Origin of the sequence: Streptomyces sp. NBC_01116 (assembly GCF_041435495.1) — a bacterium.
Lineage (GTDB): Bacteria > Actinomycetota > Actinomycetes > Streptomycetales > Streptomycetaceae > Streptomyces.
This window is the reverse complement of the sequence record NZ_CP108644.1, coordinates 5,745,626-5,769,370: the sequence shown is the minus strand read 5'-3', so window position 1 is coordinate 5,769,370 and position 23,745 is coordinate 5,745,626. Positions and strand designations below refer to the sequence as shown.

Genomic DNA, 23,745 nt, shown 5'->3' with positions numbered 1-23,745 from the left:
CCCCGCGCCTCACCGCATTGCGCCGCTAAAGACGAAGCGCCCCCGCACGGAACGTCCGTGCGGGGGCGCTGTGGTGTGCGGGGCGGGTTCAGGAGTTCTGGATGACCTGGGTGACGCCGTTGATGATCTGCTGGACGGCGATGGCGGAGAGCATCATGCCCGCCAGCCGGGTCACCAGCACCACGCCGCCGTCCTTGATCACACGGATGATGACCAGCGAGTAGCGCATGGCCAGCCAGAGCACCACGTGCATGGCGACGATCGCGGACCAGACCGGGAGCTGGCCGCCCAGGCCGTCGGCGTGCTGCACCGCGAGGATGACCGAGACGATGGCGCCGGGCCCGGCCAGCAGCGGCATGCCCAGCGGTACGAGCGCCACGTTGACGTCCTTGGTCTGCGTCGGCTCGTCCGTCTTGCCGGTCAGCAGGTCGAGCGCGATGAGCAGCAGCAGGAGTCCGCCCGCGATCATCAGGGCGGGCACGGAGACGTGCAGATAGTCCAGGATCTGCTGACCGAGCAGACCGAAGACGGCGATCACGCCGAACGCGACCATGACCGCCTGGAGCGCCATCCTGCGCTGCACCTTGGCGGGGCGGCCAGCGGTGAGGGCGAGGAAGATCGGCGTGATCCCGGGCGGGTCCATGATCACAAATAGGGTGAGAAAAAGGGATCCGAAGACAGCGACGTCGAACACAGTGAGCCTTGCGAGAGAAGAGCGGGCGGTACGGAGGCGGCGCGGGGGTCCGGGCGGTGGCCGTCGCCGTGTCGGGCACGCGGCGGTACGCACGGGGGCGCGCGGGGAGTGCAGAAGGTGGTGCGGTGAAAGCGGGGGCCCGGGAGCCGTCCGGCCGTGGTCCGCCGGAGGCTCCGGGGCCTGTCCGGCCGTTCCCGTCGTCGCCCGCAGGGCGGCGGACGGGAAGGATCAGAGGCCCTGTCGGGGACCGGCTCCGCCGGCGCCCGGCACCGGGAAGGCTCCCGTGGCGCGCCGGGTGATCTCGCCGTAGATCTCGGGGTCGGTGGTGCACGCGCCGAGCTCGACGGGCTTCCGGCTGCCGTGGTAGTCGCTGGAGCCGGTCGTGAGCAGCCCCAGTTCGCGGGCGAGGCCGCGCAGTCGGGCGCGGGTGGGCTCGTCGTGGTCCAGGTGGTCGACCTCGACGCCGTCGAGGCCGGCCTCGGCGAGCGCGGCGATGGTGGACTCGGGGACCACCGCGCCGCGTTTCACGGCGGCCGGGTGGGCGAAGACGGTGACCCCGCCCGCCGCCTTCACCAGGCGGACCGCCTCGAAGGGGTCGAACTCGTGCTTCTCGGCGTGCGCCCGGCCGCCGTCGCCCAGCCAGTCGGGCGTGAAGGCGTCGGAGACGGTGGGCACGACGCCGAGTTCGACGAGGGCGGCGGCGACGTGCGGGCGGCCGACCGAACCGTCCCCGGCGATCCGGGCGACCTGCTCCCAGGTGATGGGGATGTCGAGGGCGCGCAGCTTGCGGACCATCTCCCGGGCGCGCGGCACCCGGTCGTCGCGGACGAGTTCCCGGGCGCGCTCCAGCTCGGCGTCGGCGGGGTCGAAGAGGTAGGCCAGCATGTGCATGCTCACGCCGTCGACGCGGCAGGAGAGTTCGGCGCCGGTGACGAGGGTGAGCCCTTCGGGCAGCGCGTCGATGGCCTGCTTGTGGCCGCCCACGGTGTCGTGGTCGGTGAGGGCGACGACGTCCAGCCCCGCGGCGGCGGCGTTCGCGACCAGCTCGGCGGGGGTGTCCGTGCCGTCCGAAGCGGTGGAGTGGGTGTGCAGGTCGATGCGCACGACGCGTGACTCCGGGGCTCGCTGACGGACGGGGACCGCTCAAGGATAACCGCCGCGCGCCGGGCGTCCGGTCGCGATCGCCCCCGGTCCGGCGTGATCTACCGCTCGCCCGTCGCCTGCCGTGGCGGCGCCTCGGGTGCGGCGAGCAGGCGGGGGGTGAGCGCACCGCAGGGGACGAGGTCCACCTCTCCTCCGGCGTCCCGCAGGTCGGTCAGCACCAGCTCGTCGTACATCAGCAGCCCCGACTGCTCGGGCCACAGGATCGCCCAGAGCCACAGCCCGCGCGCCTCGCCCGCGAAGACGGCGCGGTCGGGCGGAGCGTTACGGACGTGCCAGAGGGGGGTGGGGCGGCCGGCGGCGTGGACCTTGGCGTCGGGTGCGGAGTCGACGTCCAGGTGGGGACCGGGGTCAGGGCCGTCGATTCCCGCGTACCGCGCGCCGAGCCCGACGCCCAGTTCCTCGGCGACCAGCAGCAGCTCGCCCATCCCGCCCAGCGGTCCGGGCCCGGAGCAGGCCAGGGCGCTCGCGCGGCCGCCGCTGCGGTCGTCGCCCGCGCTGGCGACCCCGGTGAACAGCCAGCCCACGGGGAGCGGCCAGGGCATCCAGACGGGGACCTGGGCGCGGTGCACCACGACGCCGAGACCTTCGACGCTCGGCGGGATGACCGGCTGCATCGGATGGACCTGGCCGTGCGCGGAGCACTGCCAGGCATCGGCGAAGAGACCGGGCGCCCTGACCCGGCCACCGCACTTCGGGCAACTGGGTTCGCCCCTCATAGGGACCCACCGTCCTCCCCGCCGGTCCTCGCGTCAAGGACGATCACCCGTCCGCAGCGTGGCCCTGACCGGGGAAAATAGGTGTAGCTTGCACTCATTAGCTTGCCTAACTTATTCTGTGCATAACGCATCGATCCGGAGCGAAGACCTCCGGAGACGCCGGAGGAGAAGGAGAGACCCATGCAGGGAGAGGATCCGTTCGACGAAGGAGCGACGGGAGGCGGCATCCTGCGCCAGCCGAAGGCCGTCTGGGCCACGGCGGGCGCCTCGGTGGTGGCCTTCATGGGCATCGGCCTGGTGGACCCGATCCTGCCGTCCATCGCCCAGGGGCTGGACGCCTCGGCGAGCCAGGTGTCGCTGCTGTTCACCTCGTACTTCCTGATCACCGCCTTCGCGATGCTGGTCACCGGCTTCGTCTCCAGCCGCATCGGCGGCCGCAGGACCCTGCTGGCCGGCCTCGCCCTCGTGATCGTCTTCGCCGCGCTCTCCGGCACCTCGTCCTCCGTCGCCGAACTGGTCGGCTTCCGGGCCGGCTGGGGCCTGGGCAACGCGCTGTTCGTCTCCACCGCCCTCGCGGTGATCGTCGGGGCGGCGGCGGGCGGCAGCGCGGCGGCGATCCTGCTGTACGAGTCGGCGCTCGGCCTCGGCATGGCGTGCGGGCCGCTGCTCGGCGCGCTGCTCGGGGACGCCAGCTGGCGCTACCCCTTCTTCGGCACGGCGGTGCTGATGGCGATCGGCTTCCTCTGCATCGCCGCGTTCCTCAAGGAGCAGCCGAAGCCCGCGCGCAGGACATCACTGCTCGACCCGGTGAAGGCGCTGGGGCACGGCGGGCTGGCCTCGGTCGCGGCCTCGGCGTTCTTCTACAACTACGCGTTCTTCACGATCCTGGCCTTCACACCGTTCGTGCTGGACATGACCCCGTACAGGTCCGGCGCGGTCTTCTTCGCCTGGGGCCTGCTGCTGGCCGTCTTCTCCGTGCTGGTCGCCCCGCGTCTCCAGCGCCGCTTCGGCTCGCTGAAGGTGCTGGGCGCCTCCCTGGTGCTGCTCGCCGCCGACCTGCTGGTCCTCGGATACGGCAGCCACGGCACGGCCGTCGTCGCCACGATCGTCTCCGGCGCGTTCATCGGCATGAACAACACCGTCTTCACCGAACTGGCCCTCGGGGTCTCGGACGCACCGCGACCGGTGGCGAGCGCCGGATACAACTTCGTCCGCTGGTTCGCGGCGGCGGCCGCCCCCTTCCTCGCCCCGAAGATCGAGGAGTGGACCGACGTCCACATCCCGTTCGTGGTGGCCGCGCTCGCCGCCCTCGTCGGAGCGGCGGTCGTGGGCGTACGGCGTACGGCGCTGACCCACGAGGCCGAGGAGCTGGAGCCGGTCCACGCGCGTGAGGACGGCGTGGCGGTCTTCGCCGACTGACCGTCGGGCCGGCGGTACGACCACGCGCAGCCGGTCAGTCCAGCGGTACGGACGTGCGCAGCGGGTCGCGCAGGTCCGTACCGTGCGTCAGCCACCGCTCCTGGAGCTCCTGCGCGCCGCGCACCCGCTTCCAGGCGGCCTCGTTGCGCGTCATCGGCAGCAGCGGCAGGAAGCGCACCGGGTCCATCGGCTCGTCCAGCTCCAGGTCCTCCACCAGACCGCCGGACTCCGCGACCAGCACCGAGGTGAACGGCGCCCCGGTCCACAGCGGCTCCCCCAGGTCCAGCGAGGCGCCGGCGGCCACGATCAACCCCTCGACCTGCGGGGACGCGGCCAGCACGGCGAGCGGGCGCAGCACCTGGTCGGTGTCGGCGAGCCCGCCCCGTACGGACAGGACCAGCTCGGCGCGGGGGCCCTTCACCGGGTCGGCGAGCGGGGAGGTGGGGTCGGCCATCGGCTGACCGGACATGCCGAGCGTCGCGTAGCGCACCACGTCGCCGTCGAGGAAGCGCAGCACCTCGATGCGGTCGGTGCCCAGGAACGTGACGTCGGCGCGGGCGTCCGGTTCCCCGAGGGCGGAGACGAGCCGGGCCTCGACCAGAGCGAGAATTTCTGCCATGCCGCGAGCATAGATCGCGTAGGGAATGGGCAAAGTACGGGATTGGGCCTCGGGTGGCTGATAGCCTGACCGCCGGTCGGGACAGCACGCAGAAGCGTCGCTCTTCTTCGTCCCGACGACACGTCGTCCCCCACGGGGGACCGGCCGGAGGAGGTGGGGACTGCTATGGATCCAAGTCGACCGTGCAGTACCAACCGCTCTTCCGCGCCTCGCGTTTCCCGTTGATCCGACGCCTCGTCGGTCGCCCGGTGCCGACATCGCCGTCGTGTCCGGATGACTCCTCGACAGCAGTTCGCGCGACGGAAGAGCCCTTCGTTTTTGCCTGTCTGTAGCGAACGCCGTCATCGCGCCCGCGCGGTGCCGCCCGCTTTGCGGACGTGAGCTCACGTCCTCGTTCCGGGCTGTTCCACGCCCTCGCCGACGGCCCTCCGTGAAGGAGCCAGCCATGTCGATGATCCGTGACCTGCGCGCCGCCGTGCGCCCGTCCCTGCGCCCGTCCCTCCGTAAGAACAGCGCCCCCTACAGCGCGTACGACTCCACGCGCGACCCGTCCGCCTCCAGCGCCGTCGTCGACTGCGCCGTCTACCGCGACGGCCGCCGGCTGGCGACGCCCGCGGCCCCGACGCCGCACGAGGCCATGCTCCAGGTGCGGGAGGAGGGCGGCTTCGCGTGGATCGGTCTGCACGAGCCTACCGAGGCCGAGTTCGCGGGCATCGCCCGGGAGTTCGGGCTGCACCCGCTGGCCGTCGAGGACGCCGTCCACGCCCACCAGCGGCCCAAGCTGGAGCGTTACGACGACACGCTGTTCACCGTCTTCAAGACGATCCACTACGTGGAGCACGCCGAACTGACCGCGACCAGCGAGGTCGTGGAGACCGGCGAGGTGATGTGCTTCACCGGCCGGGACTTCGTCATCACCGTCCGGCACGGCGGCCAGGGCTCCCTGCGCGCCCTGCGCCACCGCCTCCAGGACGATCCGGAACTGCTCGCCAAGGGCCCCTCCGCCGTGCTGCACGCCATCGCCGACCATGTGGTCGACGGGTACATCGCGGTGGCCGAGGCCGTGCAGGACGACATCGACGAGGTGGAGATCGACGTCTTCTCCACCCCGGCCAAGGGCAGCCCGCGCGGTTCGGACGCGGGCCGGATCTACCAGCTCAAGCGCGAGGTGCTGGAGTTCAAGCGGGCCGTCTCGCCGCTGCTGCGGCCGATGCAGCTGCTGAGCGAGCGTCCGATGCGGCTGATCGACCCCGACATCCAGAAGTACTTCCGCGACGTCGCCGACCACCTCGCCCGGGTCCAGGAGGAGGTCCTCGGCTTCGACGAACTGCTGAACTCGATCCTCCAGGCCAATCTGGCGCAGGCGACCGTCACGCAGAACGAGGACATGCGCAAGATCACCTCCTGGGCGGCGATCATCGCCGTGCCGACGATGATCTGCGGCGTCTACGGCATGAACTTCGACCACATGCCCGAGTTGCAGTGGAAGTACGGCTATCCGCTGGTGCTCGGCGTCATCGGGGCGGTCTGTTTCTCCATCCACCGCATCCTCAAGCGCAACGGCTGGCTCTGAGCGCCCGCGCCGGACGCCGGGCGGGACCGACCGGTCTAAGCTCGCGCCCATGACTGACGCCGCCGCGCCCGATACCGCCGCCGCCCTGCTGGAGAGGGCCCTCGTCGAGGAGGCCACGAAGAAGTCCGGCCTCGTCTGGGTGCGGGGCGACGGGCCGGCCCGTGCCGTCTGGCACGTCTGGCACGACGGCGCGGCACACCTGGTCGGCGGCGGCCGGGGCGAGCAGCCGCTGCCCGAGGGCCTGGCCGACGGCGGCCGCGCCGAGGTGACCGTACGCAGCAAGGACAAGGGCGGCCGGATCGTCGCCTGGACCGCGGCGGTACGTCTCCTCCCGCCGCGCTCCGAGGAGTGGGAGGCGGCGGTCGCCGAGCTGAAGGGCAAGCGGCTGAACGCGCCGGACGCCGAGTCGATGACGGAGCGGTGGGCGCGCGAGTGCACCGTGGTGCGGCTGACGCCGGACACCGTCAGCACCGCGCTGCCGGACACCTCGCTGGCGGCCGTCCCCCTGCCGACCGGGGCCACCACCCGGCGGCCCGCCCCGGCGGCGCTCCCCCGGCTGCTGCTGAAGCGGCGCGGGAAGCGCTGAGCCGGCGGCCCCGTCCCGGCTCAGCCGGAGGACTTGGGGAGCTGGCCGCCGTAGTCGACGGTGTCGTCCTCCTCGGGCACCTCCAGGGGGAAGGCCTGCCCCCAGTCGGCCAGGGTGACCGTGCCCCCGCCGCCGCCCCGGGCCACCCGGACCGGATACGGCTGGTCCTCCAGCGATACGTCGAACGCCCCGCCCTCGCCCTTGCCGCCCAGGATCTGGATGGTGCGGTGCCCGGCGACCGTGTCCCGGCCGCCCTTGTTGACCTTTCCGTTCAGCGCGAGGAGCCCGTCGAGCAGGACCTTCTTGTCGGTGAAGCCGCGCAGCTGGCGGTAGCTCGGGTCGTCCTCGGGGACCTTCACGTACTTGCCGCCGAGCTTGTCGGCGGCCGCCACGTCGGAGGACCCGCCCTCGCCGACGCCGCTCTCCTCGTGGGTCCAGAACGCGGCGGGCGCCTTCAGATAGAGCTCGTCGTCGACCCGCAGCAGGGCGAAGCTCTGCTTCTTGGAGGTCACCGAGCCCATGCCGCCCTCCGCGTTGAGCTGCATCTCCAGCCGGTAGGTGCCGCCCTTGCTGACGAGCGTGCCCGACAGGCGTACGGCGCTCGCCGCTCCGGCCGCCGCTCTGGCCTTCTCGTCGATCTCGGCGGCCGGGAGTCTGGCGACGCCGTTGGTCCCCTTGTCCGGGTCCTCCTCCGTGCCGCAGGCGGCCAGGGCCGCGGTGAGCCCTCCGCACAGCACGAGAGCGAGGGCGGTCCGGCGGTGGTTCCGCACGGCCGGGGCGGAAGAGGTCACGGGCGCACTGCCTCTCAACGGCGATCGGGGGTGGCAGACGGCAGCGTACCCGGGCGGCGCGCACCGTCCGGCAGCCAGCCGTGCGGACGGGTCCGCCGGGGCGCGGAGCGGGGTTACGGGCTAGCCTGATCCCGGCGTACCGGCGAAACCCGCTGGTCCGCGGCGGCGGGCCGGGACGGGCGGACGCGGGCCTTCCCGCGGAACGTGACGGCACGGTGGACACGGACGGACGAAGGAGGCCGAGGATGGCGGCAGTCACCCCCAGGGTCTTCGTCTCGCACCTGTCCGGTGTACCCGTTTTCGACCCGAACGGGGACCAGGTCGGCCGGGTCCGCGACCTGGTGGCGATGCTGCGGGTCGGCGGCCGTCCGCCGCGCATCCTGGGCCTGGTGGTCGAGGTGATCAGCCGCCGGCGGATCTTCCTGCCGATGACCCGGGTGACGGGCGTCGAGTCCGGCCAGGTCATCACCACCGGCGTCGTCAACATGCGGCGCTTCGAACAGCGGCCCACCGAACGTCTCGTCCTCGGCGAGTTCCTGGACCGGCGGGTGCGGCTGGTGGAGGGCCACGGCGAGGAAGGTGAGGAGGTCACCGTCCTGGACGTGGCCATCCAGCAGCTGCCGGCCCGCCGCGACTGGGAGATCGACAAGTACTTCGTCCGCAAGGGGCGCGGCGGGGCGCTGCGCCGCAAGGGCGAGACCCTGACGGTGGAGTGGTCGGCGGTCAGCGGCTTCTCGCTGGACGAGCACGGCCAGGGCGCGGAGAGCCTGGTCGCCACGTTCGAGCGGCTGCGGCCCACCGACGTGGCGAACGCCCTGCACCACCTCTCGCCGAAACGCCGGGCGGAGGTCGCCGCCGCCCTGGACGACGACCGGCTCGCCGACGTGCTGGAGGAGCTGCCCGAGGACGACCAGGTGGAGATCATCGGCAAGCTCGCCGAGGAGCGGGCCGCCGACGTCCTGGAGGCGATGGACCCCGACGACGCGGCCGACCTGCTGTCCGAGCTGCCGGAGGAGGACAAGGAGCGGCTGCTGGCGCTGATGCGGCCGGACGACGCCGCCGACGTCCGCCGTCTGATGTCGTACGAGGAGCGGACGGCGGGCGGTCTGATGACGACCGAGCCGATCGTGCTGCTGCCCGACGCGACGGTGGCCGACGCGCTGGCCCGCGTACGGCAGGCGGACCTGTCCCCGGCGCTCGCCGCGCAGGTGTACGTGTGCCGCTCGCCCGACGACACCCCGACCGGGAAGTACCTGGGCACGGTGCACTTCCAGCGGCTGCTGCGCGACCCGCCGTTCACCCTGGTCAGCTCGATCGTCGACAGCGACCTGGTGCCGCTGTCGCCGGACACCCCGCTGCCGACGGTCACCAGCTATCTCGCCGCGTACAACATGGTCTCGGTGCCCGTCGTGGACGAGACCGGTTCGCTGCTGGGCGCGGTGACCGTGGACGACGTCCTGGACCACCTGCTGCCGGACGACTGGCGCGAGACGGATCTGCACGGGGAGGAGGGGATCGGTCATGGCGGGCGATGAGCGGGCGAAGGCGGCGTCGACCGGCGCCTCGGGCCTGGTGCGGCCCCCGCGCACCCGGCTGGACCAGCCGAAGGACCCGCGCCGGCGGCTGCTGCCGGAGTACGACCCGGAGGCGTTCGGCCGGTTCTCGGAGCGGATCGCGCGGTTCCTGGGGACCGGGCGGTTCATCGTCTGGATGACGCTGATCATCATCGTCTGGGTGCTCTGGAACATCTTCGCGCCCGAGGACCTGCGCTTCGACCAGTACCCGTTCATCTTCCTGACGCTGATGCTGTCGCTCCAGGCCTCCTACGCCGCGCCGCTGATCCTCCTGGCGCAGAACCGTCAGGACGACCGCGACCGGGTCACGCACGAGCAGGACCGCAAGCAGAACGAGCGCTCCATCGCCGACACCGAGTACCTGACGCGGGAGATCGCGGCGCTGCGCATGGGCCTGGGCGAGGTCGCCACCCGGGACTGGATCCGCTCGGAGCTCCAGGACATGGTGAGGGACCTGGAGGACCGGCAGGGGCGCTTCCCGGCCGAGAGTGACGAAGGCGACCGCTGAAGAGCTACCCGCCCGTAGCGCTCCGCGCCGTAACATCGTCCGTATGGCTACGGAAGACGCGGTGCTTGAGGCACTGGCGACAGTGAACGACCCGGAGATCCACCGCCCGATCACCGAGCTGGGCATGGTGAAATCGGTCGAGATCGATCCTGACGGTGTAGTCGCTGTCACGGTGTATCTCACGGTCTCCGGCTGTCCGATGCGCGAGACGATCACCCGGAACGTGACCGAGGCGGTCGCCCGGGTCGAGGGCGTCTCGCGGGTCGAGGTGACCCTCGACGTCATGAGCGACGAACAGCGCAAGGACCTGGCGAACTCGCTGCGCGGCGGCACCGCCGAGCGGGAGGTGCCCTTCGCCCAGCCCGGCTCGCTGACCCGGGTGTACGCGGTCGCCTCCGGCAAGGGCGGCGTCGGCAAGTCGTCGGTGACGGTGAACCTCGCCGCGGCGATGGCGGCCGACGGGCTGAAGGTCGGCGTCGTGGACGCGGACATCTACGGGCACAGCGTGCCCCGGATGCTCGGTGCGGACGGCAAGCCCACCCAGGTCGAGAACATGATCATGCCGCCGTCCGCGCACGGTGTGAAGGTCATCTCCATCGGCATGTTCACCCCGGGCAACGCGCCCGTGGTCTGGCGCGGTCCGATGCTGCACCGGGCGCTCCAGCAGTTCCTCGCCGATGTGTTCTGGGGCGACCTGGACGTCCTGCTGCTCGACCTGCCGCCGGGCACCGGCGACATCGCGATCTCGGTCGCACAGCTCGTGCCGAACGCGGAGATCCTGGTCGTCACGACCCCGCAGCAGGCGGCGGCCGAGGTGGCCGAGCGGGCCGGCTCGATCGCCGTGCAGACCCACCAGAAGATCGTCGGCGTGGTGGAGAACATGTCGGGCATGCCGTGCCCGCACTGCGACGAGATGGTCGACGTGTTCGGCTCGGGCGGCGGCGCACGGGTCGCCGAGGGGCTGACGCGGACCGTCGGCGCCGAGGTGCCGGTGCTCGGCTCGATCCCGATCGACGTACGGCTGCGCGAGGGCGGCGACGAGGGCAAGCCGGTCGTCCTGTCCGACCCCGACTCCCCGGCCGGCAGCGCGCTGCGCTCGATCGCGCAGAAGCTGGGCGGCCGTCAGCGCGGCCTGTCGGGCATGTCGCTGGGGATCACCCCGCGCAACAAGTTCTGACGCTCCTCGGGGCGGCACAGGGCGGGCCGGTGGTCATCCGGCCCGCCCTGTCGCGTCGCCGCGCGCAGGCCGCGCGGGGCGGGTCGCTTCGCCCGGGCCGCGCGGGGCGGGTCGCCGCGCGCACGTCCCGGCTGTCGCGTCGCTACGCGTACGTCCCGATGTCCTTGATGGCCGCGAAGCCGAGGCCGTACGCGCTCATCCCCCGCCCGTAAGCGCCGATGTGCACGCCCTCGTGGGCGGATCCGGCGAGGATCCAGCCGAACTCGGACTCCCGGTAGTGGAACTCCACCGGCACGCCGTCCACCGGGAGGGAGAGCGTCGTCCAGGGCGCGCTGCCGAGGTCGTCGGCGAGGGTGAACGCCGTCTCGGTCTGCTGGTCCAGCCAGTCGTCGCGCAGGGTGTGGTCCATCTGGGGCGGCCAGGTGTACGCCAGCAGGCCGGAGCCCGCGAGCCAGGCCGCCGAGGACACCGTGGTGGCGTCCAGCACGCCCGTACCGTCGCCGCTGCGTCTCACCGGGCTCGCGGCCACGGTGATCACCGCCGCGAACCGCTCCTTGTCGGTGGAACCGTCCGACTTCACCGACGGCTCGTCGCCGTGCCCGGTCGCGCCGTGCTGCACCGTGCCGTCCGCGGCGGTGCCGACCTGCATCAGCCAGCGCGGGCCGGTGAAGGCCTCGTCCAGCCCGTACCAGGGGAAGGTCGCTTCCCGGTAGCCGTCGACGGCACGCCGCGTCGCCGGCCCCTCCTCCGCCGTGGCCGTGCCCGGGACACCGTCCGTATCAATCCGACTCGTCGTCTCCATCTGCGCGGCCGCCTCCTCGATCAGTCATGATCCGGAGCGGCCCGCCCCCCGCGGGCTTGGGCATCCTCGCAACCGGACAGATGGAGAATAGCCATACCGTCCGGACGAGTCGGGATTGACCGGGGGTCAGGTGGCGTCCGCATCGAACGGCGGGCGCTCGGGCTGCGTCTGCTGCGGGGTCTTCTTCAGCAGGTCAGGGGCGGTGTCGCCGGTCTTGGTGAGGCTGGTCACCGTGCCGTCCGACGACGCGCCCGCCGAGCCGTTCGCCGCACTGTTGGCGGTATCGGACGCGGTCGGGGTGCGCCCGTTGACCGCGTCGGTGACGTCGGCCAGGTCCTTGCGCAGGTCGAAGCTCTCGCGGATCTCCTTCAGCCCCAGGTCGTCGTTGCCGTCCATCAGCTGCTTGCGGACGAACGTCTTGGGGTTGAGGTCCTCGAACTCGAAGTCCTTGAACTGCGGGCCCAGCTCCGAGCGGATGTCTTCCTTCGCGCTGTCGGAGAACTCGCGGATCTTACGGATGGTGCGCGTGACGTCCTGGATCAGCTTGGGCAGCTTGTCGGGGCCGAAGACCAGCACGGCCAGCACCCCGAGCGTCAACAGCTCCAGTGCGCCAATGTCATTGAACACCTTGTTGCTCCTCGTGTTCTCCGCGTGTTCTCCGTGCGATCGCGGCCCGGGTCTCCCAGCTGCCCGGACCGGTCAAAGGTACCTGTCGAAGGTGTCCGGGCGGTACCTCGCGGTGGACGTCACGTGCCGCTCGCCGAGCCGAGCGTCAGGGTCACCGTGCGCTCCTCGCCGCCGCGGGTCAGCTTGAGGTCGAGCTCGTCGCCGGGGCGGTGGGCCCGGATCTTGACGATCAGCTCCTCGCCGCTGTGCACCCGCTGGCCCTTGACGTGGGTGATGACGTCGCCGGACCGGATGCCCGCCCGGGCGGCGGGGCCGTCCTTCGCGACGGCGGGCGCGCCGTCGGCGCCCTCCGTGCCGACCTTGGCCCCGTCGCCGGTGTACTTCATGTCCAGCGTGACGCCGATGACGGGATGGGTGGCCTTGCCCGTGCTGATCAGCTCCTCGGCGACGCGCTTGCCCTGGTTGATGGGTATCGCGAAGCCGAGGCCGATGGAGCCGGACTGGCCGCCCGCCTCGGGGCCCTTGGCGCTGTCGGCGGCGCGGATGGCGCTGTTGATGCCGATGACGTGGGCCTGGGTGTCGACCAGCGGTCCGCCGGAGTTGCCCGGGTTGATCGGGGCGTCGGTCTGGAGGGCGTCGACGTAGCTGATGTCGCTGCCGTCGCCCTTCTCGCCGCCCGCGGTGATCGGCCGCTGCTTGGCGCTGATGATGCCCGAGGTCACCGTGTTGGACAGGTCGAAGGGGGCGCCGATGGCCACCACCGGGTCGCCGACCTGGACGTTGTCGGAGTTGCCGAGCGGCAGGGGCTTGAGTCCGGAGACCCCGCGGACCTTGACGACCGCGAGGTCGTAGCCGCTGTCCTTGCCGACGAGCTCGGCGGACGCCGTCTCGCCGCTGCTGAACGTCACGGTGATGTCGCCGCTGGTCCCGGCCGGGGCGACGACGTGGTTGTTGGTGAGGATGTGGCCCTGGCCGTCGAGGACGAAGCCGGTGCCCGTGCCGGACTCGGCGGTGCCGCTGACATGCAGGGTGACCACGCTGGGCAGGGCGCTGGCGGCGATGCCCGCGACGCTGTCGGGGGCCCGGTCGCCGGTGTCGCGGCCCGCCTGCGGCAGCTCGACGGTGGTCAGGCCGCCGTTGCGCTCGATGTACGCGCCGACGCCGCCGCCGATGCCGCCGGCGACCAGGGTGAGCAGGAGCACCCCCATGAACGCCCCGCCACGGCGCTTCTTCCCGCGGCCGGGCTCGGCGCCCTCGGGCGGTCCCGGACGGGTCAGCGGCTGCCCGGGAGCGCCCCACGGGTCGTACTGGAGCCACTGCGTGTGCTGCTGCGCCCGCGGGTGCGGCGCGGGGTGCTGCCCCTGGTGCTCGGGGGCTCCGTGCGGCGGCTGCTCGGGGGCTCCGTGCGGCGGCTGCGGTGCGTGGGCGGCGTGGGCCCCGGGGGCCACCGTGTGCTGGGCAGGCGCGTGGGCCTGCGCGTGGGACCCCGGGGGCGTGAAGGCGTCGGCGGGAGCGGATCGCGGCGCCGGGGCCGGGGCCGGGGCGGGCGCCGGCGCGGGGGGCGGGGTTCCGGCGCCGTTCGTCCCGGCGTACGGCGGGGCCGGTGTTCCGGCCCCCGGCGGTACGACGGTGCCGTGGGCCGGGGTGGGCCGCTGCACCGGCGGGGCGGGCGCCCAGGGGCCGGGGCCGCCGTAGGGCGGGGTGCTGTACTCGTCGGGCTCGTGCAGCGGGGCCCCGGACGGGCGGGGCCGCGGAACCTCCTGGCCTGCGTGCTCCTCCGGCCGGCCCGCGAGGTCGGAAGGCGGCGCCGGGGCCATGCGATCCGGAGCCGGGGCCGGGGCCGGGGTCGTGGCCGGGTCCGGGGCCGTCGGTTCGCGGTCCTCGGCCGGGCCCGGCCGAGCGTCGGACGGGGCCGGCCCGCTGTCCGGCTCCGTGCGCTCGGCACGCCCCGCCGTGGGGCGGCTCCACCACTTCGCCTGCGGCCCGGTGGGCTTCCCGTCGTCCATGCTCTCCCCGCAACTGGCCTCTGTACGCCCCACCGAGGCGTCCCTCACCGGAATTCAACCAGGTTTGCGAACGCCCGCGCAGGGCCCGGTCAGGGCCGGGGGGAAAGCGGGCTCGCCAGATCGTTGGCGGGCGAGCCCGGGGCCACCGAGGAGGGGACCGCCTTGGGTGTCGCACCGCCGCCGAGCGCCGCCGCCAGCAGCGGGGTGCCGCTGCCGGACATCGCCGGGCGTATCAGTGGCGACACGGACACGTTCAGCACGGGGAGCGTGAAGGGGTGCCCGCCCGCGGCCTGCACGCCGAACAGCGGCGGGGCGGTCGGCGGGCCCTGCCGGTTCACCGGAGGGGTGACGGACGGAACCACCGGTGTCGCACCGCTGAGCGTCGAGGGCACCCGGTTCGTCCCGGCGGGGGCCGTGCCGAAACCGGGCCGCTCGGCCGCCCGGCCGTCGCCGGTCACCGCGAGGGCGCCGCCGCCCCGGCGGCTTACCGCTTTCGCGCCGTTCTCGGCACGGGTCGCGGCGTCGAGCGGGGTGACGTTGTTGCCGGCGCCCTCGGCGCGCAGGGAGGGCTCGGGGCCGGAGCCCAGCGGCAGGGTGCCGCCCAGCGCGATGGCCGCGAGGGAGACGGCGCTGGCCGCGGCGAACGCGAAGCGCCGCCCGCGCCAGGGCGAGCGGTCCGCGTCGCGGGCCACGTCGTGTATGCGGAAGACCGAACCGGAGGCGGGGCCGCCGGGCAGCACTGCGGTGGAGCCGTGGGCGGCGGGGAGGTAGCCGAAGCCGTCCAGGGGGGAGGACGCGGTGTCGGTGCGGGTGCTGCCGCCGGAGGGCCGCAGCCCGGGGAAGAACTCGTCGGCGAAGGGCCCCCGACCGCCGAACGGTCCGCCGGAGCCGGTGTCGTCGCCGCCAGGACCCCCGGGAAGGCCCTGCAAGCGGGCCAGGAACCCCTCGGAGGGCGAAGGGGAGGAGGACATGGCGAAAGCGCTCTTGAGGCGGCGCTGGGCGTCGGCCTCGGCCTTGCACTTGGCGCAGGTCGCCAGGTGGGCCAGGACCCGCTCGCGGGCGTCGTGTTTCAGCTCGCCGTCGACCAGCGCGGCGAGTCGGTCCCCCAGGTGCGCTTCCGCGGGGGTGGGTCCTGTGCCGCTCACGCCGTTCCGCCCTCCCCCGCCAGGACCGCGTCCGCCAGGGACCGCTGCTCGGCGCGGGCCTCGGGCGAACGGTGCTTGAGCGCCTTGCGCAGGTGCGAGCGGCCGCGGTGGATACGGCTGCGGACGGTGCCGAGCTTCACCCCGAGGGTCGCGGCGATCTCCTCGTAGCTGAGGCCCTCGATGTCGCAGAGGACCACGGCCGCACGGAATTCGGGCGCGAGGGTGTCCAGCGCCTGCTGCACGTCGGCGTCGAAGTGGGTGTCGTTGAAGACCTGCTGCGGGGACGGCTCACGGCTCGGCAGGCGCTCGGCCGCGTCGTCGCCGAGCGAGTCGAAGCGGATGCGCTGCTTGCGCCGGACCATGTCCAGGAAGAGATTGGTGGTGATGCGGTGGAGCCAGCCCTCGAAGGTGCCGGGCGTGTACGTCGACAGCGAGCGGAACACCCGGACGAAGACCTCCTGGGTCAGGTCCTCGGCGTCGTGCTGGTTTCCCGTCAGCCGGTAGGCGAGGCGGTACACACGACCGCTGTGCGTGCTGACGATCTCTTCCCATGAGGGCGGGGTCCACGCCTGAGAATCCGCATCAGAGGCGAAGGTCGCGGTTGGTGCGGAGTCTTCGGAAGAACGGTCAGCAATGTCGGTCACGGATTTCGGCTCACCGGCCGACCTGAGGAGACGCCGCAGCATCCCTCCCCGGTCCACAGGCGCAGCCGCACCTCCCCTATCGGCTCTGGTGGTGTCCAGTGGAGCCCCTACCATAGCCACCTCGCCCGTTAGCTCCGGATAAGCCTTTTTCCCTGCTGGGGCCGGGCGTCACCCGGGACTTTCCCGCAGCTCGCCGGTCCGATCCGCGGACCTGCTCGCTGCGCTTTCCCCACTGCATGCACAACGCCCGGTCCCATCTGCGGGTTCCCGGGTCCAGCGGATACAGTCACCGTTGCGCCAACTACGGGGACAGGAGAGGGTCATCACCGCCAACCGGCAGACGAGCTGGGCGTTCGCCGACGCCTTTGTCGCCGAGGACGAAGCACTGCACGGGGCCCGGGAGCGGGCCTGCGAGCTGGGGCTTCGCTCGGTGTCACCGGGCACCGGCGCCGCGCTGCGCCTGCTGGCAGCCGCCGCCGACGCCAAAGCGGTCGCGGAGATCGGCACGGGCACCGGCGTGTCCGGCATCTACCTCCTGCACGGAATGCGGCCGGACGGAGTCCTGACCACGGTGGACCCCGAGCCCGAGCGCCAGCAGTTCGCCCGTGCGGCGTTCCGCGAGGCGGGCTTCGCCACCAACCGGGCCCGGTTCATTCCCGGCCGCGCCCTGGACGTCCTGCCCCGGCTCGCGGACGGCGGCTACGACCTCGTCTTCTGTGACGGCGACCGGCTGGAGAGCCTCGATGTGCTCGCTGAATCGTTGCGCCTGCTGCGGCCCGGCGGGCTGGTCTGCTTCGAGGGCGTCTTCGCCGACGGCCGCACGGTCGACTCCGCGGCCCAGCCGCCCGAGGTGCTGCGGCTGCGGGACCTGCTGCGGGCGGTGCGCGAGAGCCAGGAGCTGATGTCGACCCTGCTGCCGGTCGGCGACGGCCTGCTCTGCGCGGTCCGGCGCGGCTGAACGGGCGGAACCGCGCGGCTGAGCGGGCGGAACCCCGGGCGGGCACGGAGAACCCCGGCAGGACGCACCACTGCCCGGCACGGAGATCCGTAACAGAGATCCGTACCGGGCAGGGGTGAAGGTGATGGGCGTTCCGCGTCAGCCGACGACCTTCTTCAGCGCGTCGCCGAGGGCATCGGCCTCGTCCGGAGTCAGCTCGACAACAAGCCGACCGCCGCCTTCGAGCGGAACGCGCATGACGATGCCCCGCCCCTCCTTTGTCACCTCGAGCGGGCCGTCGCCCGTCCGCGGCTTCATGGCCGCCATGCTCGTTCCCCTTCCTGAAACCAGCTCATCGCAACCGGCGGCCCCATGACAGGCGCTGCCTCACCGGCATCGAACACATTGCTTCTTCGCCATTATCCCGCATCAATGACCCCGATGACCAACATCGGTCTGCATCGCTTGCGCAACGCGCTCTCTCAAAACCACCCAATTCGGCGATCCGGCTGCGATACTGCGCCGCCCCGGACCCCCAGGTGAGAGCCAATTGTTAGACGCAGGTCACATCTCTGCCCAGCTCCGGATCGGCCATGCTTGCCTGACGTGGCAACGATGCCCGAGCAGCGAGGGGATACCGGAATGGCCGACGAGCCGGCGAACACCGTCCTGTACGACGTGAGCGAAGGTCTCGCGACGATCACGATCAACCGACCCGGCGCGATGAACGCCATGAACACCGCGGCGAAGGTCGCTCTGAGGGACGCGCTGCTGGCGGCGTCGGCGGACGCGGGGGTCCGGGCGGTGCTGCTCACGGCCACCGGGCGCGCCTTCTGCGTCGGCCAGGACCTCAAGGAGCACGTCGCCACGCTCACGGCCACCCGCGACGCCGGCGGCGGGAACGCGCTGAGCACCGTGCGGGAGCACTACAACCCGATCGTGCGGGCGATCACCGGGATGGCGAAGCCGGTCGTCGCCGGAGTGAACGGCGTCGCGGCCGGGGCCGGCTTCGGATTCGCGCTCGCGGCCGACTACCGGGTGGTCGCCGACACCGCCTCCTTCACCACCTCGTTCGCGGGCGTCGCACTCACCGCCGACTCGGGCGTGTCCTGGACCCTGCCCCGGCTGGTCGGGCAGAGCCGCGCCGCCGATCTGCTGTTCTTCCCGCGGTCGGTCTCCGCGCAGGAGGCGCTGGAGCTGGGCATCGTCAACCGGGTCGTGCCCGCGGCCGAGCTGGCCGAACAGGCCGCGGCGGTGGCCCGAGCCCTGGCGGAGGGCCCCACGGTGGCGTACGCGGCACTGAAGGAGTCGATGGCCTACGGCGCCGGGCACACGCTCGCCGAGGCGCTGGAGAAGGAGGACGAGCTCCAGACCCGGGCGGGCGCGTCGCAGGACCACACCATCGCGGTGGAGGCGTTCCTGGCCAAGGAGAAGCCGGTCTACCTCGGGAAGTAGCGGCGGCTCAGCGCGCCGCGCCCCCGCCGCCGCGCGCCACGCAGTCCGCGAGGTGGTCGTCGACCAGCCCGCAGGCCTGCATCAGCGCGTAGGCGGTGGTGGGGCCCACGAAGCGGATCGAGCGCTTCTTCAGCGCCTTGGCGAGCGCGGTGGACTCCGGCGTCACGGCCGGGACGTCCGAGAGGCTGCGCGGGGCGGGCCGGCCGGCCGGATCGGGGGCGTAGGACCAGATCAGCTCGTCCAGCTCCCCTTCCGGCCAGTCGGCGAGCACCTTCGCGTTGGCGAGGGTCGCGTCGACCTTGGCCCTGTTGCGGATGATCCCCGGATCGGCCAGGAGCCGCTCCCGGTCGGCGTCGGTGAACTTCGCGACGGCCCCGATCCGGAATCCCTCGAACGCGGTACGGAAGGTCTCGCGGCGGCGCAGGATCGTGATCCAGGAGAGCCCCGACTGGAAGGCCTCCAGGCAGAGCCGTTCGAACAGGGCGTCGTCCCCGTGGACCGTCCTGCCCCACTCGGTGTCGTGGTAGGCGAGGTAGTCCTCGGCGGACAGGCCCCACGGGCAGCGCAGCCCGCCGTCGGGGCCCGCCACGGCCGCGCCGCTCATCGCCCGTCCTCCTCGGCGCGGTCCGGGCCGTTCGCGTGGCCGCCCGGATCCGCGGGCCGGTCGCCGGGCTGCTTGAACAGATCGGTGCCCGTCGTCACCGCTGCGGCCTGCACTCCGGCCAGGGAGGATTCCAGCTCCGCGATCCGGGCGTCGCGCTCGGCCAGTTCGGCGCCGAGCCGGGAGAGCGCCTCGTCGACGTCGGCCATCCGGTAGCCGCGGAGGGCCATCGGCAGGCGCAGCGCCTCGATGTCCGCCCGGCCGACCGGACGGGTCGCGGGCAGCGGATCGGTGAACCGGTCGGGCGGGACGTCCTGGAGCACCGCGCTCCCCCCGCCTCCGACCACCGCGAGGGTGACGGCGGTGACGACCACGACCATCGTGAGCAGCAAGAACCAGAACACGCGCATCTCCCCGGGGGCGGAAACCTCGTCCGGCTCCGATCGTGCCATGCGGCACGGACAAGTCGGGGCCCGACCCGATAAGGCCGTAGGGTCGCAGGCGGGCTATCTGAGGAGGAAAGACGGGATGCGCAGCGGTGCACTCAGGCTGGGGCGGCGGGAATTCGGTCCGCACGAGCCGGTGATCATGGCGATCGTGAACCGGACCCCGGACTCCTTCTACGACCAGGGCGCCACCTTCGGGGACGAGCCGGCGCTGGCCCGGGTCGAGCAGGCGGTGGCCGAGGGCGCCGCGATCATCGACATCGGCGGGGTGAAGGCGGGTCCCGGCGACGAGGTGAGCGCCGAGGAGGAGGCGCGCCGCACGGTCGGGTTCGTCGCCGAGGTCCGCCGCCGTCACCCGTCCGTGGTGATCAGCGTGGACACCTGGCGGCACGAGGTCGGCGAGGCGGTCTGCGAGGCCGGTGCGGACCTGCTGAACGACGCGTGGGGCGGGGTCGACCCGAAGCTGGCGGAGATCGCGGCGCGGTACGGGGCGGGCCTCGTGTGCACGCACGCGGGCGGCGCGGAGCCGCGGACCCGGCCGCACCGGATCGCGTACGAGGATGTGATGGCGGACGTCCTGCGGGTGACGGTGGGGCTGGCCGAGCGTGCGGTGGAGCTCGGGGTGCGGCCGGACGGGATCATGATCGATCCGGGTCACGACTTCGGGAAGAACACCCGGCACTCGCTGGAGGCGACGCGGCGGCTCGGGGAGATGGCGGAGACCGGGTGGCCGGTGCTGGTGTCCCTGTCCAACAAGGACTTCGTGGGCGAGACGCTGGACCGGCCGGTGAAGGAGCGCGTCATCGGCACGCTGGCGACGACGGCGGTCTCGGCGTGGCTGGGGGCGCGGGTGTACCGGGTGCACGAGGTGGCGGAGACGCGGCAGGTCCTGGACATGGTGGCGTCCATCGCCGGGCATCGGCCGCCGGCCGTGGCTCGGCGGGGGCTGGCGTAGGGCCTGAGGGCCTGCCCGCCGCCGCCCGGCCGGCGGCGGGGTCCGGGGCGCCGCCCCGGACCCCGCTCCCCCAGCACCGGAGGGGCTGGAACCGATGTCCTCAATCGCCGGACGGGCCGAGAACGGTCACCGCCCGACCTCCTTCGTGACCAGTGCCACCGCCTCCTCCACGTCGTCCGTCACGTGGAAGAGCAGGAGGTCCTTCTCCGAGGCCTTGCCCTGGGCCACCACCGTGTCCCGGAGCCAGTCGATCAGGCCGCCCCAGTAGGCCGTGCCGAACAGGACGATCGGGAAGCGCGTGACCTTGCCGGTCTGGACGAGGGTCAGCGCCTCGAAGAGTTCGTCCAGGGTGCCGAGGCCGCCGGGCAGGACCACGAAGCCCTGGGCGTACTTCACGAACATCGTCTTGCGGACGAAGAAGTAGCGGAAGTTGACGCCGATGTCGACGTGCGGGTTGAGGCCCGACTCGAAGGGCAGCTCGATGCCCAGGCCGACCGAGACGCCCTTCGCCTCCCGGGCGCCCTTGTTGGCCGCCTCCATCGCGCCCGGACCGCCGCCGGTGATCACCGCGAAGCCCGCGTCGACCAGTGCCTTGCCGATCCGGACCCCGGCCTCGTACTCCGGTGATCCGTCCGGGGTGCGGGCCGAGCCGAAGACGCTGATCGCGCTCGGCAGTTCGGCGAGCGCGCCGAAGCCCTCGACGAACTCCGACTGGATGCGCATCACCCGCCAGGGGTCGGTGTGCACCCACTCGGAATCGCCCTCGGAGTCCAGCAGCCGCTGGTCGGTCGTGCCGGGCTGGACCTGCTCCCTGCGGCGCAGGACCGGGCCCAGCCACTGTTCCCCGGGGCTGACCGCGCCCTCGGGAACCTCCGCACCCTCGGGGATCCGTGCGTCTTCGGCGTTGCCCATGTTCCGCTCCCTCCACCGACCCGCGTCGCGCTGGGTCGTGTCGTACTGCGTACGGCCAGCGTAGATCGGCGGAGGTTACGTGCGGGGGAATGCCGTGCGTCCGCCGGTCAGCCGGTCAGCCGGTCAGCCAGGAGCGCAGCCGGTCCTCGCAGTGGGTGATCTTCGCGACCGCCACGTGCTCGTCGCGCTTGTGGGCGTACATCGCGTCGCCGGGGCCGTAGTTCACCGCGGGGACGCCGAGCGAGCCGAAGCGGGAGACGTCGGTCCAGCCGAACTTGGGCCTGGCGGTGCCGCCGACGGCGGTCATGAACGCCTGGGCGGCGGGGTGGGAGAGGCCGGGCATGGCGGCGCCGGAGTGGTCGTCGACGACGAACTCGGCCACGCCGCAGTCGGCGAAGACCTCGCGGACGTGGGCGATGGCCTCCTCCTTGGTGCGGTCGGGGGCGTAGCGGTAGTTGACGACGACGGTGCAGGCGTCCGGGATGACGTTGGTGGCGACGCCGCCCTCGATGCCGACGGCGTTGAGGCCCTCGTGGTATTCGAGGCCGTCGATGACCGGGAGGCGGGGTTCGTACGCGGCGAGCTTCGCGAGGATCGGGGCGGCGGCGTGGACGGCGTTGTGGCCCATCCAGCTGCGCGCGGAGTGGGCCCGCTCCCCCGTCGTGCGCAGGTGGACCCGGAGCGTGCCCTGGCAGCCGCCCTCGACCTCGCCGTCGGAGGGCTCCAGCAGGACGGCGAAGTCTCCGGCGAGCCAGTCGGGGTGGGCTTCGGCGACGTGGCCGAGGCCGTTGAGGTGCGCGGCGACCTCTTCGTTGTCGTAGAAGATGAAGGTCAGGTCCCGGTTGGGCTCGGGGACCGTCGCGGCGATCCGGAGCTGGACGGCGACGCCGGACTTCATGTCGGTGGTCCCGCAGCCCCAGAGGATCCCGTTCTCGTCGAGGCGGGAGGGGAGGTTGTCGGCGATCGGCACGGTGTCGATGTGCCCGGCGAGGACGACGCGCTCGGCGCGGCCCAGGTTCGTCCGGGCGACGACGTTGTTGCCGTGGCGGTCGACGGTGAGGTGGGGCAGGGCGCGCAGGGCCGATTCGATCGCGTCGGCGAGGGTCTTCTCCTCTCCGCTGACCGAAGGGAAGTCGACGAGCCGGGCGGTGAGCGCCGGTCCGTCCAGGGTGAGGTCAAGGGTGTTGTCGGCCATGGGCCCGACCCTAAGGGACTTGGGTACCGGCCCCGGCCGGGCCCTCCAGTACGGTGGGCTCGTGCCCCGGACAGCCAGCCCCGCCCGCCGCAGCCGCCTCATCCGATGCGCGGCGGCCTTCGCCGTGCTCGGCGCTCTGGGCGGTTATGTGGCCGTGCAGTACGACTCGTCCGGTTCGAAGAACCCGCCCCGCTGCGTCGTCCAGGCCTCCGACGGGGACGGCGGGACGTCACACACGTACGAGATGAGCCTGGCCCAGGCGGTGAACGCGGCGACGATCTCCGCGGTCGGCACGACCCGGGGCATGCCCGAGCGGGCGGTGACGATCGCCCTGGCCACCGCGCTCCAGGAGTCCACGCTCCGGAACATCGACTACGGGGACCGGGACTCGCTGGGCCTGTTCCAGCAGCGCCCGTCGCAGGGCTGGGGCACGCCCGCGCAGCTGATGGACCCGGTCTACTCCGCCGGTGAGTTCTACGACCATCTCGCCGAGGTTCCGGGCTACTCGCGGCTGCCGCTGACCGTGGCCGCGCAGCGCGTGCAGCGCAGTGGTTTCCCGCAGGCGTACGCGAAGCACGAGCCGGACGCCGCGCTGCTGGCCGCCGCGCTGACCGGGCGTCGGCCGGCCTCGCTGAACTGCACGCCGTCGACGGCCACGGCGGACGGCCCGGGGGACGCCGCACGGGTGCGGGCCGAGCTGGTGCGCGCCTTCGGCAAGGACGTGCTGCCCGCCGCGAAGGCCGCGGGCGCGTCCGCGGCGTCGTCCGTCTCGGTGCCGGTCCCGGCGGCCGCCGCGCGGTCGGAGGGCAGGTCCGCACAGCGCGGCTGGGAGCTGGCGCACTGGGCCGTGGCGCAGTCCGAGGCCCTGCGGATCGAGCGCGTGAGCTACGGGGACCGGGTCTGGGACGCCGGTTCGGGCTGGCGGACGGAACGCGCGAAGGATAAGGAAACGGGCACGACGGCGGTCAGGATCCGGGTCGTTCAGTAGTACGTCCCATCACCCGTACGGACCCTGGGGACCGTGGCCCCGGACGTTTTCCGCGTGGTCTCTCGCGACCTGGCAGACCTGCTCCGATTCCCTTGCCGCGCAAGGGAAGTGACGGTTCAGCGCAGCGCGCCGGTATGGATCGTTTGCCCGGGTTCTTCCGCTGCGGATAATCGGACGCATTACTCAGTCTTTACCTTCGCCCACCGCAACC

General features: G+C 72.5%; 25 protein-coding genes. 10 read left to right on the top strand and 15 right to left on the bottom strand.

What is annotated here, in order from left to right:
* Nucleotides 1-88: 88 nt before the first annotated feature.
* From OG245_RS25525 to OG245_RS25515, 3 genes are all read right to left on the bottom strand, one after another.
* Entirely contained in the window at nt 89-694 is a 606-nt protein-coding gene (locus tag OG245_RS25525; RefSeq protein ID WP_371625778.1) for a MarC family protein, read from the bottom strand.
* Nucleotides 695-922: 228 nt separating this feature from the next.
* The gene (locus tag OG245_RS25520; protein ID WP_371625777.1) at nt 923-1,798 is read right to left on the bottom strand and encodes a PHP domain-containing protein; all 876 of its coding nucleotides are present in this window, start codon (nt 1,796-1,798) and stop codon (nt 923-925) included.
* 98 nt (nt 1,799-1,896) lie between these two features.
* Nucleotides 1,897-2,574: a DUF6758 family protein gene (locus OG245_RS25515; protein WP_371625776.1), complete on the bottom strand. Its 678-nt coding sequence runs from the start codon at nt 2,572-2,574 to the stop codon at nt 1,897-1,899.
* Between the two features lie 180 nt (nt 2,575-2,754).
* On the opposite strand from OG245_RS25515, the gene OG245_RS25510 reads away from it, so the two are divergent.
* The gene (locus OG245_RS25510) at nt 2,755-3,993 is read left to right on the top strand and encodes an MFS transporter (RefSeq protein WP_371625775.1); all 1,239 of its coding nucleotides are present in this window, start codon (nt 2,755-2,757) and stop codon (nt 3,991-3,993) included.
* A 34-nt stretch (nt 3,994-4,027) separates the two neighbouring features.
* On the opposite strand, the gene OG245_RS25505 is transcribed toward OG245_RS25510, so the two are convergent.
* Entirely contained in the window at nt 4,028-4,612 is a 585-nt protein-coding gene (locus OG245_RS25505) for a suppressor of fused domain protein (protein WP_371625774.1), read from the bottom strand.
* A gap of 445 nt (nt 4,613-5,057) precedes the next feature.
* On the opposite strand from OG245_RS25505, the gene OG245_RS25500 reads away from it, so the two are divergent.
* Nucleotides 5,058-6,185 carry a magnesium and cobalt transport protein CorA gene (locus OG245_RS25500; protein ID WP_371625773.1) on the top strand — a complete coding sequence of 376 codons (1,128 nt, stop codon included), beginning with the start codon at nt 5,058-5,060 and terminating at the stop codon, nt 6,183-6,185.
* A gap of 49 nt (nt 6,186-6,234) precedes the next feature.
* Entirely contained in the window at nt 6,235-6,771 is a 537-nt protein-coding gene (locus tag OG245_RS25495) for a hypothetical protein (RefSeq protein WP_371625772.1), read from the top strand.
* 20 nt (nt 6,772-6,791) lie between these two features.
* Here the strand turns inward: OG245_RS25495 and OG245_RS25490 are convergent, their stop codons facing one another.
* A complete protein-coding gene (locus tag OG245_RS25490) occupies nt 6,792-7,562 on the bottom strand; it encodes a hypothetical protein (RefSeq protein WP_371625771.1) in 771 nt (256 codons plus the stop codon).
* A gap of 245 nt (nt 7,563-7,807) precedes the next feature.
* Here OG245_RS25490 and OG245_RS25485 point away from each other — a divergent pair, with 245 nt between their 5' ends.
* From OG245_RS25485 to OG245_RS25475, 3 genes are read left to right on the top strand one after another with little or no spacing between them, the layout of a single operon-like run.
* Nucleotides 7,808-9,097, top strand: coding sequence for a magnesium transporter MgtE N-terminal domain-containing protein (locus OG245_RS25485; RefSeq protein ID WP_371625770.1), 1,290 nt, complete (start codon nt 7,808-7,810; stop codon nt 9,095-9,097).
* Nucleotides 9,084-9,644 carry a DUF1003 domain-containing protein gene (locus OG245_RS25480; RefSeq protein WP_371625769.1) on the top strand — a complete coding sequence of 187 codons (561 nt, stop codon included), beginning with the start codon at nt 9,084-9,086 and terminating at the stop codon, nt 9,642-9,644. The genes OG245_RS25485 and OG245_RS25480 overlap by 14 nt, the downstream gene beginning before the upstream one ends.
* Nucleotides 9,645-9,687: 43 nt before the next feature.
* Nucleotides 9,688-10,821 (top strand): Mrp/NBP35 family ATP-binding protein, encoded by a 1,134-nt coding sequence (locus OG245_RS25475; RefSeq protein ID WP_371625768.1) that lies wholly within the window; start codon nt 9,688-9,690, stop codon nt 10,819-10,821.
* Nucleotides 10,822-10,963: 142 nt separating this feature from the next.
* On the opposite strand, the gene OG245_RS25470 is transcribed toward OG245_RS25475, so the two are convergent.
* The 5 genes from OG245_RS25470 to sigE all read right to left on the bottom strand — a co-directional run bounded on the left by OG245_RS25470 (nt 10,964) and on the right by sigE (nt 16,159).
* A complete protein-coding gene (locus tag OG245_RS25470; RefSeq protein ID WP_371625767.1) occupies nt 10,964-11,623 on the bottom strand; it encodes a hypothetical protein in 660 nt (219 codons plus the stop codon).
* Between the two features lie 126 nt (nt 11,624-11,749).
* Nucleotides 11,750-12,250 (bottom strand): sec-independent translocase, encoded by a 501-nt coding sequence (locus OG245_RS25465; protein WP_371625766.1) that lies wholly within the window; start codon nt 12,248-12,250, stop codon nt 11,750-11,752.
* Nucleotides 12,251-12,369: 119 nt separating this feature from the next.
* Nucleotides 12,370-14,256 (bottom strand): trypsin-like peptidase domain-containing protein, encoded by a 1,887-nt coding sequence (locus OG245_RS25460; protein ID WP_371625765.1) that lies wholly within the window; start codon nt 14,254-14,256, stop codon nt 12,370-12,372.
* An 89-nt stretch (nt 14,257-14,345) separates the two neighbouring features.
* The gene (locus OG245_RS25455) at nt 14,346-15,401 is read right to left on the bottom strand and encodes an anti-sigma factor (protein WP_371625764.1); all 1,056 of its coding nucleotides are present in this window, start codon (nt 15,399-15,401) and stop codon (nt 14,346-14,348) included.
* The gene (gene sigE / locus OG245_RS25450; protein ID WP_176726485.1) at nt 15,398-16,159 is read right to left on the bottom strand and encodes an RNA polymerase sigma factor SigE; all 762 of its coding nucleotides are present in this window, start codon (nt 16,157-16,159) and stop codon (nt 15,398-15,400) included. Before sigE ends, OG245_RS25455 begins: the two co-directional genes overlap by 4 nt.
* A 178-nt stretch (nt 16,160-16,337) precedes the next feature.
* On the opposite strand from sigE, the gene OG245_RS25445 reads away from it, so the two are divergent.
* Nucleotides 16,338-17,003, top strand: coding sequence for an O-methyltransferase (locus tag OG245_RS25445; RefSeq protein WP_097871002.1), 666 nt, complete (start codon nt 16,338-16,340; stop codon nt 17,001-17,003).
* Between the two features lie 138 nt (nt 17,004-17,141).
* Here OG245_RS25445 and OG245_RS25440 read toward each other — a convergent pair whose 3' ends face one another.
* Complete coding sequence (locus tag OG245_RS25440) at nt 17,142-17,309, bottom strand: DUF3117 domain-containing protein (protein WP_003966491.1); 168 nt, start codon at nt 17,307-17,309, stop codon at nt 17,142-17,144.
* 315 nt (nt 17,310-17,624) lie between these two features.
* Here OG245_RS25440 and OG245_RS25435 point away from each other — a divergent pair, with 315 nt between their 5' ends.
* Nucleotides 17,625-18,437, top strand: coding sequence for an enoyl-CoA hydratase/isomerase family protein (locus tag OG245_RS25435; protein WP_371625763.1), 813 nt, complete (start codon nt 17,625-17,627; stop codon nt 18,435-18,437).
* 7 nt (nt 18,438-18,444) lie between these two features.
* Here OG245_RS25435 and OG245_RS25430 read toward each other — a convergent pair whose 3' ends face one another.
* Together OG245_RS25430 and OG245_RS25425 are read right to left on the bottom strand one after the other, a co-directional pair.
* Nucleotides 18,445-19,041 (bottom strand): DNA-3-methyladenine glycosylase I, encoded by a 597-nt coding sequence (locus tag OG245_RS25430; protein WP_371625762.1) that lies wholly within the window; start codon nt 19,039-19,041, stop codon nt 18,445-18,447.
* The gene (locus OG245_RS25425; protein ID WP_371625761.1) at nt 19,038-19,490 is read right to left on the bottom strand and encodes a DivIVA domain-containing protein; all 453 of its coding nucleotides are present in this window, start codon (nt 19,488-19,490) and stop codon (nt 19,038-19,040) included. The genes OG245_RS25430 and OG245_RS25425 overlap by 4 nt, the downstream gene beginning before the upstream one ends.
* 76 nt (nt 19,491-19,566) lie before the next feature.
* Between OG245_RS25425 and folP the strand changes: the two genes are divergently transcribed.
* Nucleotides 19,567-20,439, top strand: a complete 873-nt coding sequence (gene folP, locus OG245_RS25420) for a dihydropteroate synthase (RefSeq protein ID WP_371625760.1) — start codon at nt 19,567-19,569, stop codon at nt 20,437-20,439.
* A gap of 126 nt (nt 20,440-20,565) precedes the next feature.
* Here folP and OG245_RS25415 read toward each other — a convergent pair whose 3' ends face one another.
* Both OG245_RS25415 and dapE read right to left on the bottom strand, forming a co-directional pair.
* Nucleotides 20,566-21,351, bottom strand: a complete 786-nt coding sequence (locus OG245_RS25415; protein ID WP_371625759.1) for a TIGR00730 family Rossman fold protein — start codon at nt 21,349-21,351, stop codon at nt 20,566-20,568.
* 115 nt (nt 21,352-21,466) lie between these two features.
* On the bottom strand, nt 21,467-22,546 hold the full coding sequence (gene dapE / locus OG245_RS25410; RefSeq protein ID WP_371625758.1) for a succinyl-diaminopimelate desuccinylase: 1,080 nt from the start codon (nt 22,544-22,546) through the stop codon (nt 21,467-21,469).
* A 61-nt stretch (nt 22,547-22,607) separates the two neighbouring features.
* On the opposite strand from dapE, the gene OG245_RS25405 reads away from it, so the two are divergent.
* A complete protein-coding gene (locus OG245_RS25405) occupies nt 22,608-23,534 on the top strand; it encodes a hypothetical protein (RefSeq protein ID WP_371625757.1) in 927 nt (308 codons plus the stop codon).
* The last annotated feature ends 211 nt before the right edge of the window (nt 23,535-23,745 follow it).

Bases quoted from the DNA above. Each gene is read 5' to 3' on its own strand.
- OG245_RS25435 (WP_371625763.1), top strand. From the start codon at position 17,625: ATGGCCGACGAGCCGGCGAACACCGTCCTGTACGACGTGAGCGAAGGT.
- OG245_RS25500 (WP_371625773.1), top strand. From the start codon at position 5,058: ATGTCGATGATCCGTGACCTGCGCGCCGCCGTGCGCCCGTCCCTGCGC.
- OG245_RS25505 (WP_371625774.1), bottom strand. From the start codon at position 4,612: ATGGCAGAAATTCTCGCTCTGGTCGAGGCCCGGCTCGTCTCCGCCCTC.
- OG245_RS25415 (WP_371625759.1), bottom strand. From the start codon at position 21,351: ATGGGCAACGCCGAAGACGCACGGATCCCCGAGGGTGCGGAGGTTCCC.
- sigE (WP_176726485.1), bottom strand. From the start codon at position 16,159: ATGGTAGGGGCTCCACTGGACACCACCAGAGCCGATAGGGGAGGTGCG.
- OG245_RS25485 (WP_371625770.1), top strand. From the start codon at position 7,808: ATGGCGGCAGTCACCCCCAGGGTCTTCGTCTCGCACCTGTCCGGTGTA.
- OG245_RS25495 (WP_371625772.1), top strand. From the start codon at position 6,235: ATGACTGACGCCGCCGCGCCCGATACCGCCGCCGCCCTGCTGGAGAGG.
- OG245_RS25460 (WP_371625765.1), bottom strand. From the start codon at position 14,256: ATGGACGACGGGAAGCCCACCGGGCCGCAGGCGAAGTGGTGGAGCCGC.
- folP (WP_371625760.1), top strand. From the start codon at position 19,567: ATGCGCAGCGGTGCACTCAGGCTGGGGCGGCGGGAATTCGGTCCGCAC.
- OG245_RS25515 (WP_371625776.1), bottom strand. From the start codon at position 2,574: ATGAGGGGCGAACCCAGTTGCCCGAAGTGCGGTGGCCGGGTCAGGGCG.
- OG245_RS25440 (WP_003966491.1), bottom strand. From the start codon at position 17,309: ATGGCGGCCATGAAGCCGCGGACGGGCGACGGCCCGCTCGAGGTGACA.
- dapE (WP_371625758.1), bottom strand. From the start codon at position 22,546: ATGGCCGACAACACCCTTGACCTCACCCTGGACGGACCGGCGCTCACC.
- OG245_RS25425 (WP_371625761.1), bottom strand. From the start codon at position 19,490: ATGGCACGATCGGAGCCGGACGAGGTTTCCGCCCCCGGGGAGATGCGC.
- OG245_RS25475 (WP_371625768.1), top strand. From the start codon at position 9,688: ATGGCTACGGAAGACGCGGTGCTTGAGGCACTGGCGACAGTGAACGAC.
- OG245_RS25480 (WP_371625769.1), top strand. From the start codon at position 9,084: ATGGCGGGCGATGAGCGGGCGAAGGCGGCGTCGACCGGCGCCTCGGGC.
- OG245_RS25470 (WP_371625767.1), bottom strand. From the start codon at position 11,623: ATGGAGACGACGAGTCGGATTGATACGGACGGTGTCCCGGGCACGGCC.
- OG245_RS25510 (WP_371625775.1), top strand. From the start codon at position 2,755: ATGCAGGGAGAGGATCCGTTCGACGAAGGAGCGACGGGAGGCGGCATC.
- OG245_RS25430 (WP_371625762.1), bottom strand. From the start codon at position 19,041: ATGAGCGGCGCGGCCGTGGCGGGCCCCGACGGCGGGCTGCGCTGCCCG.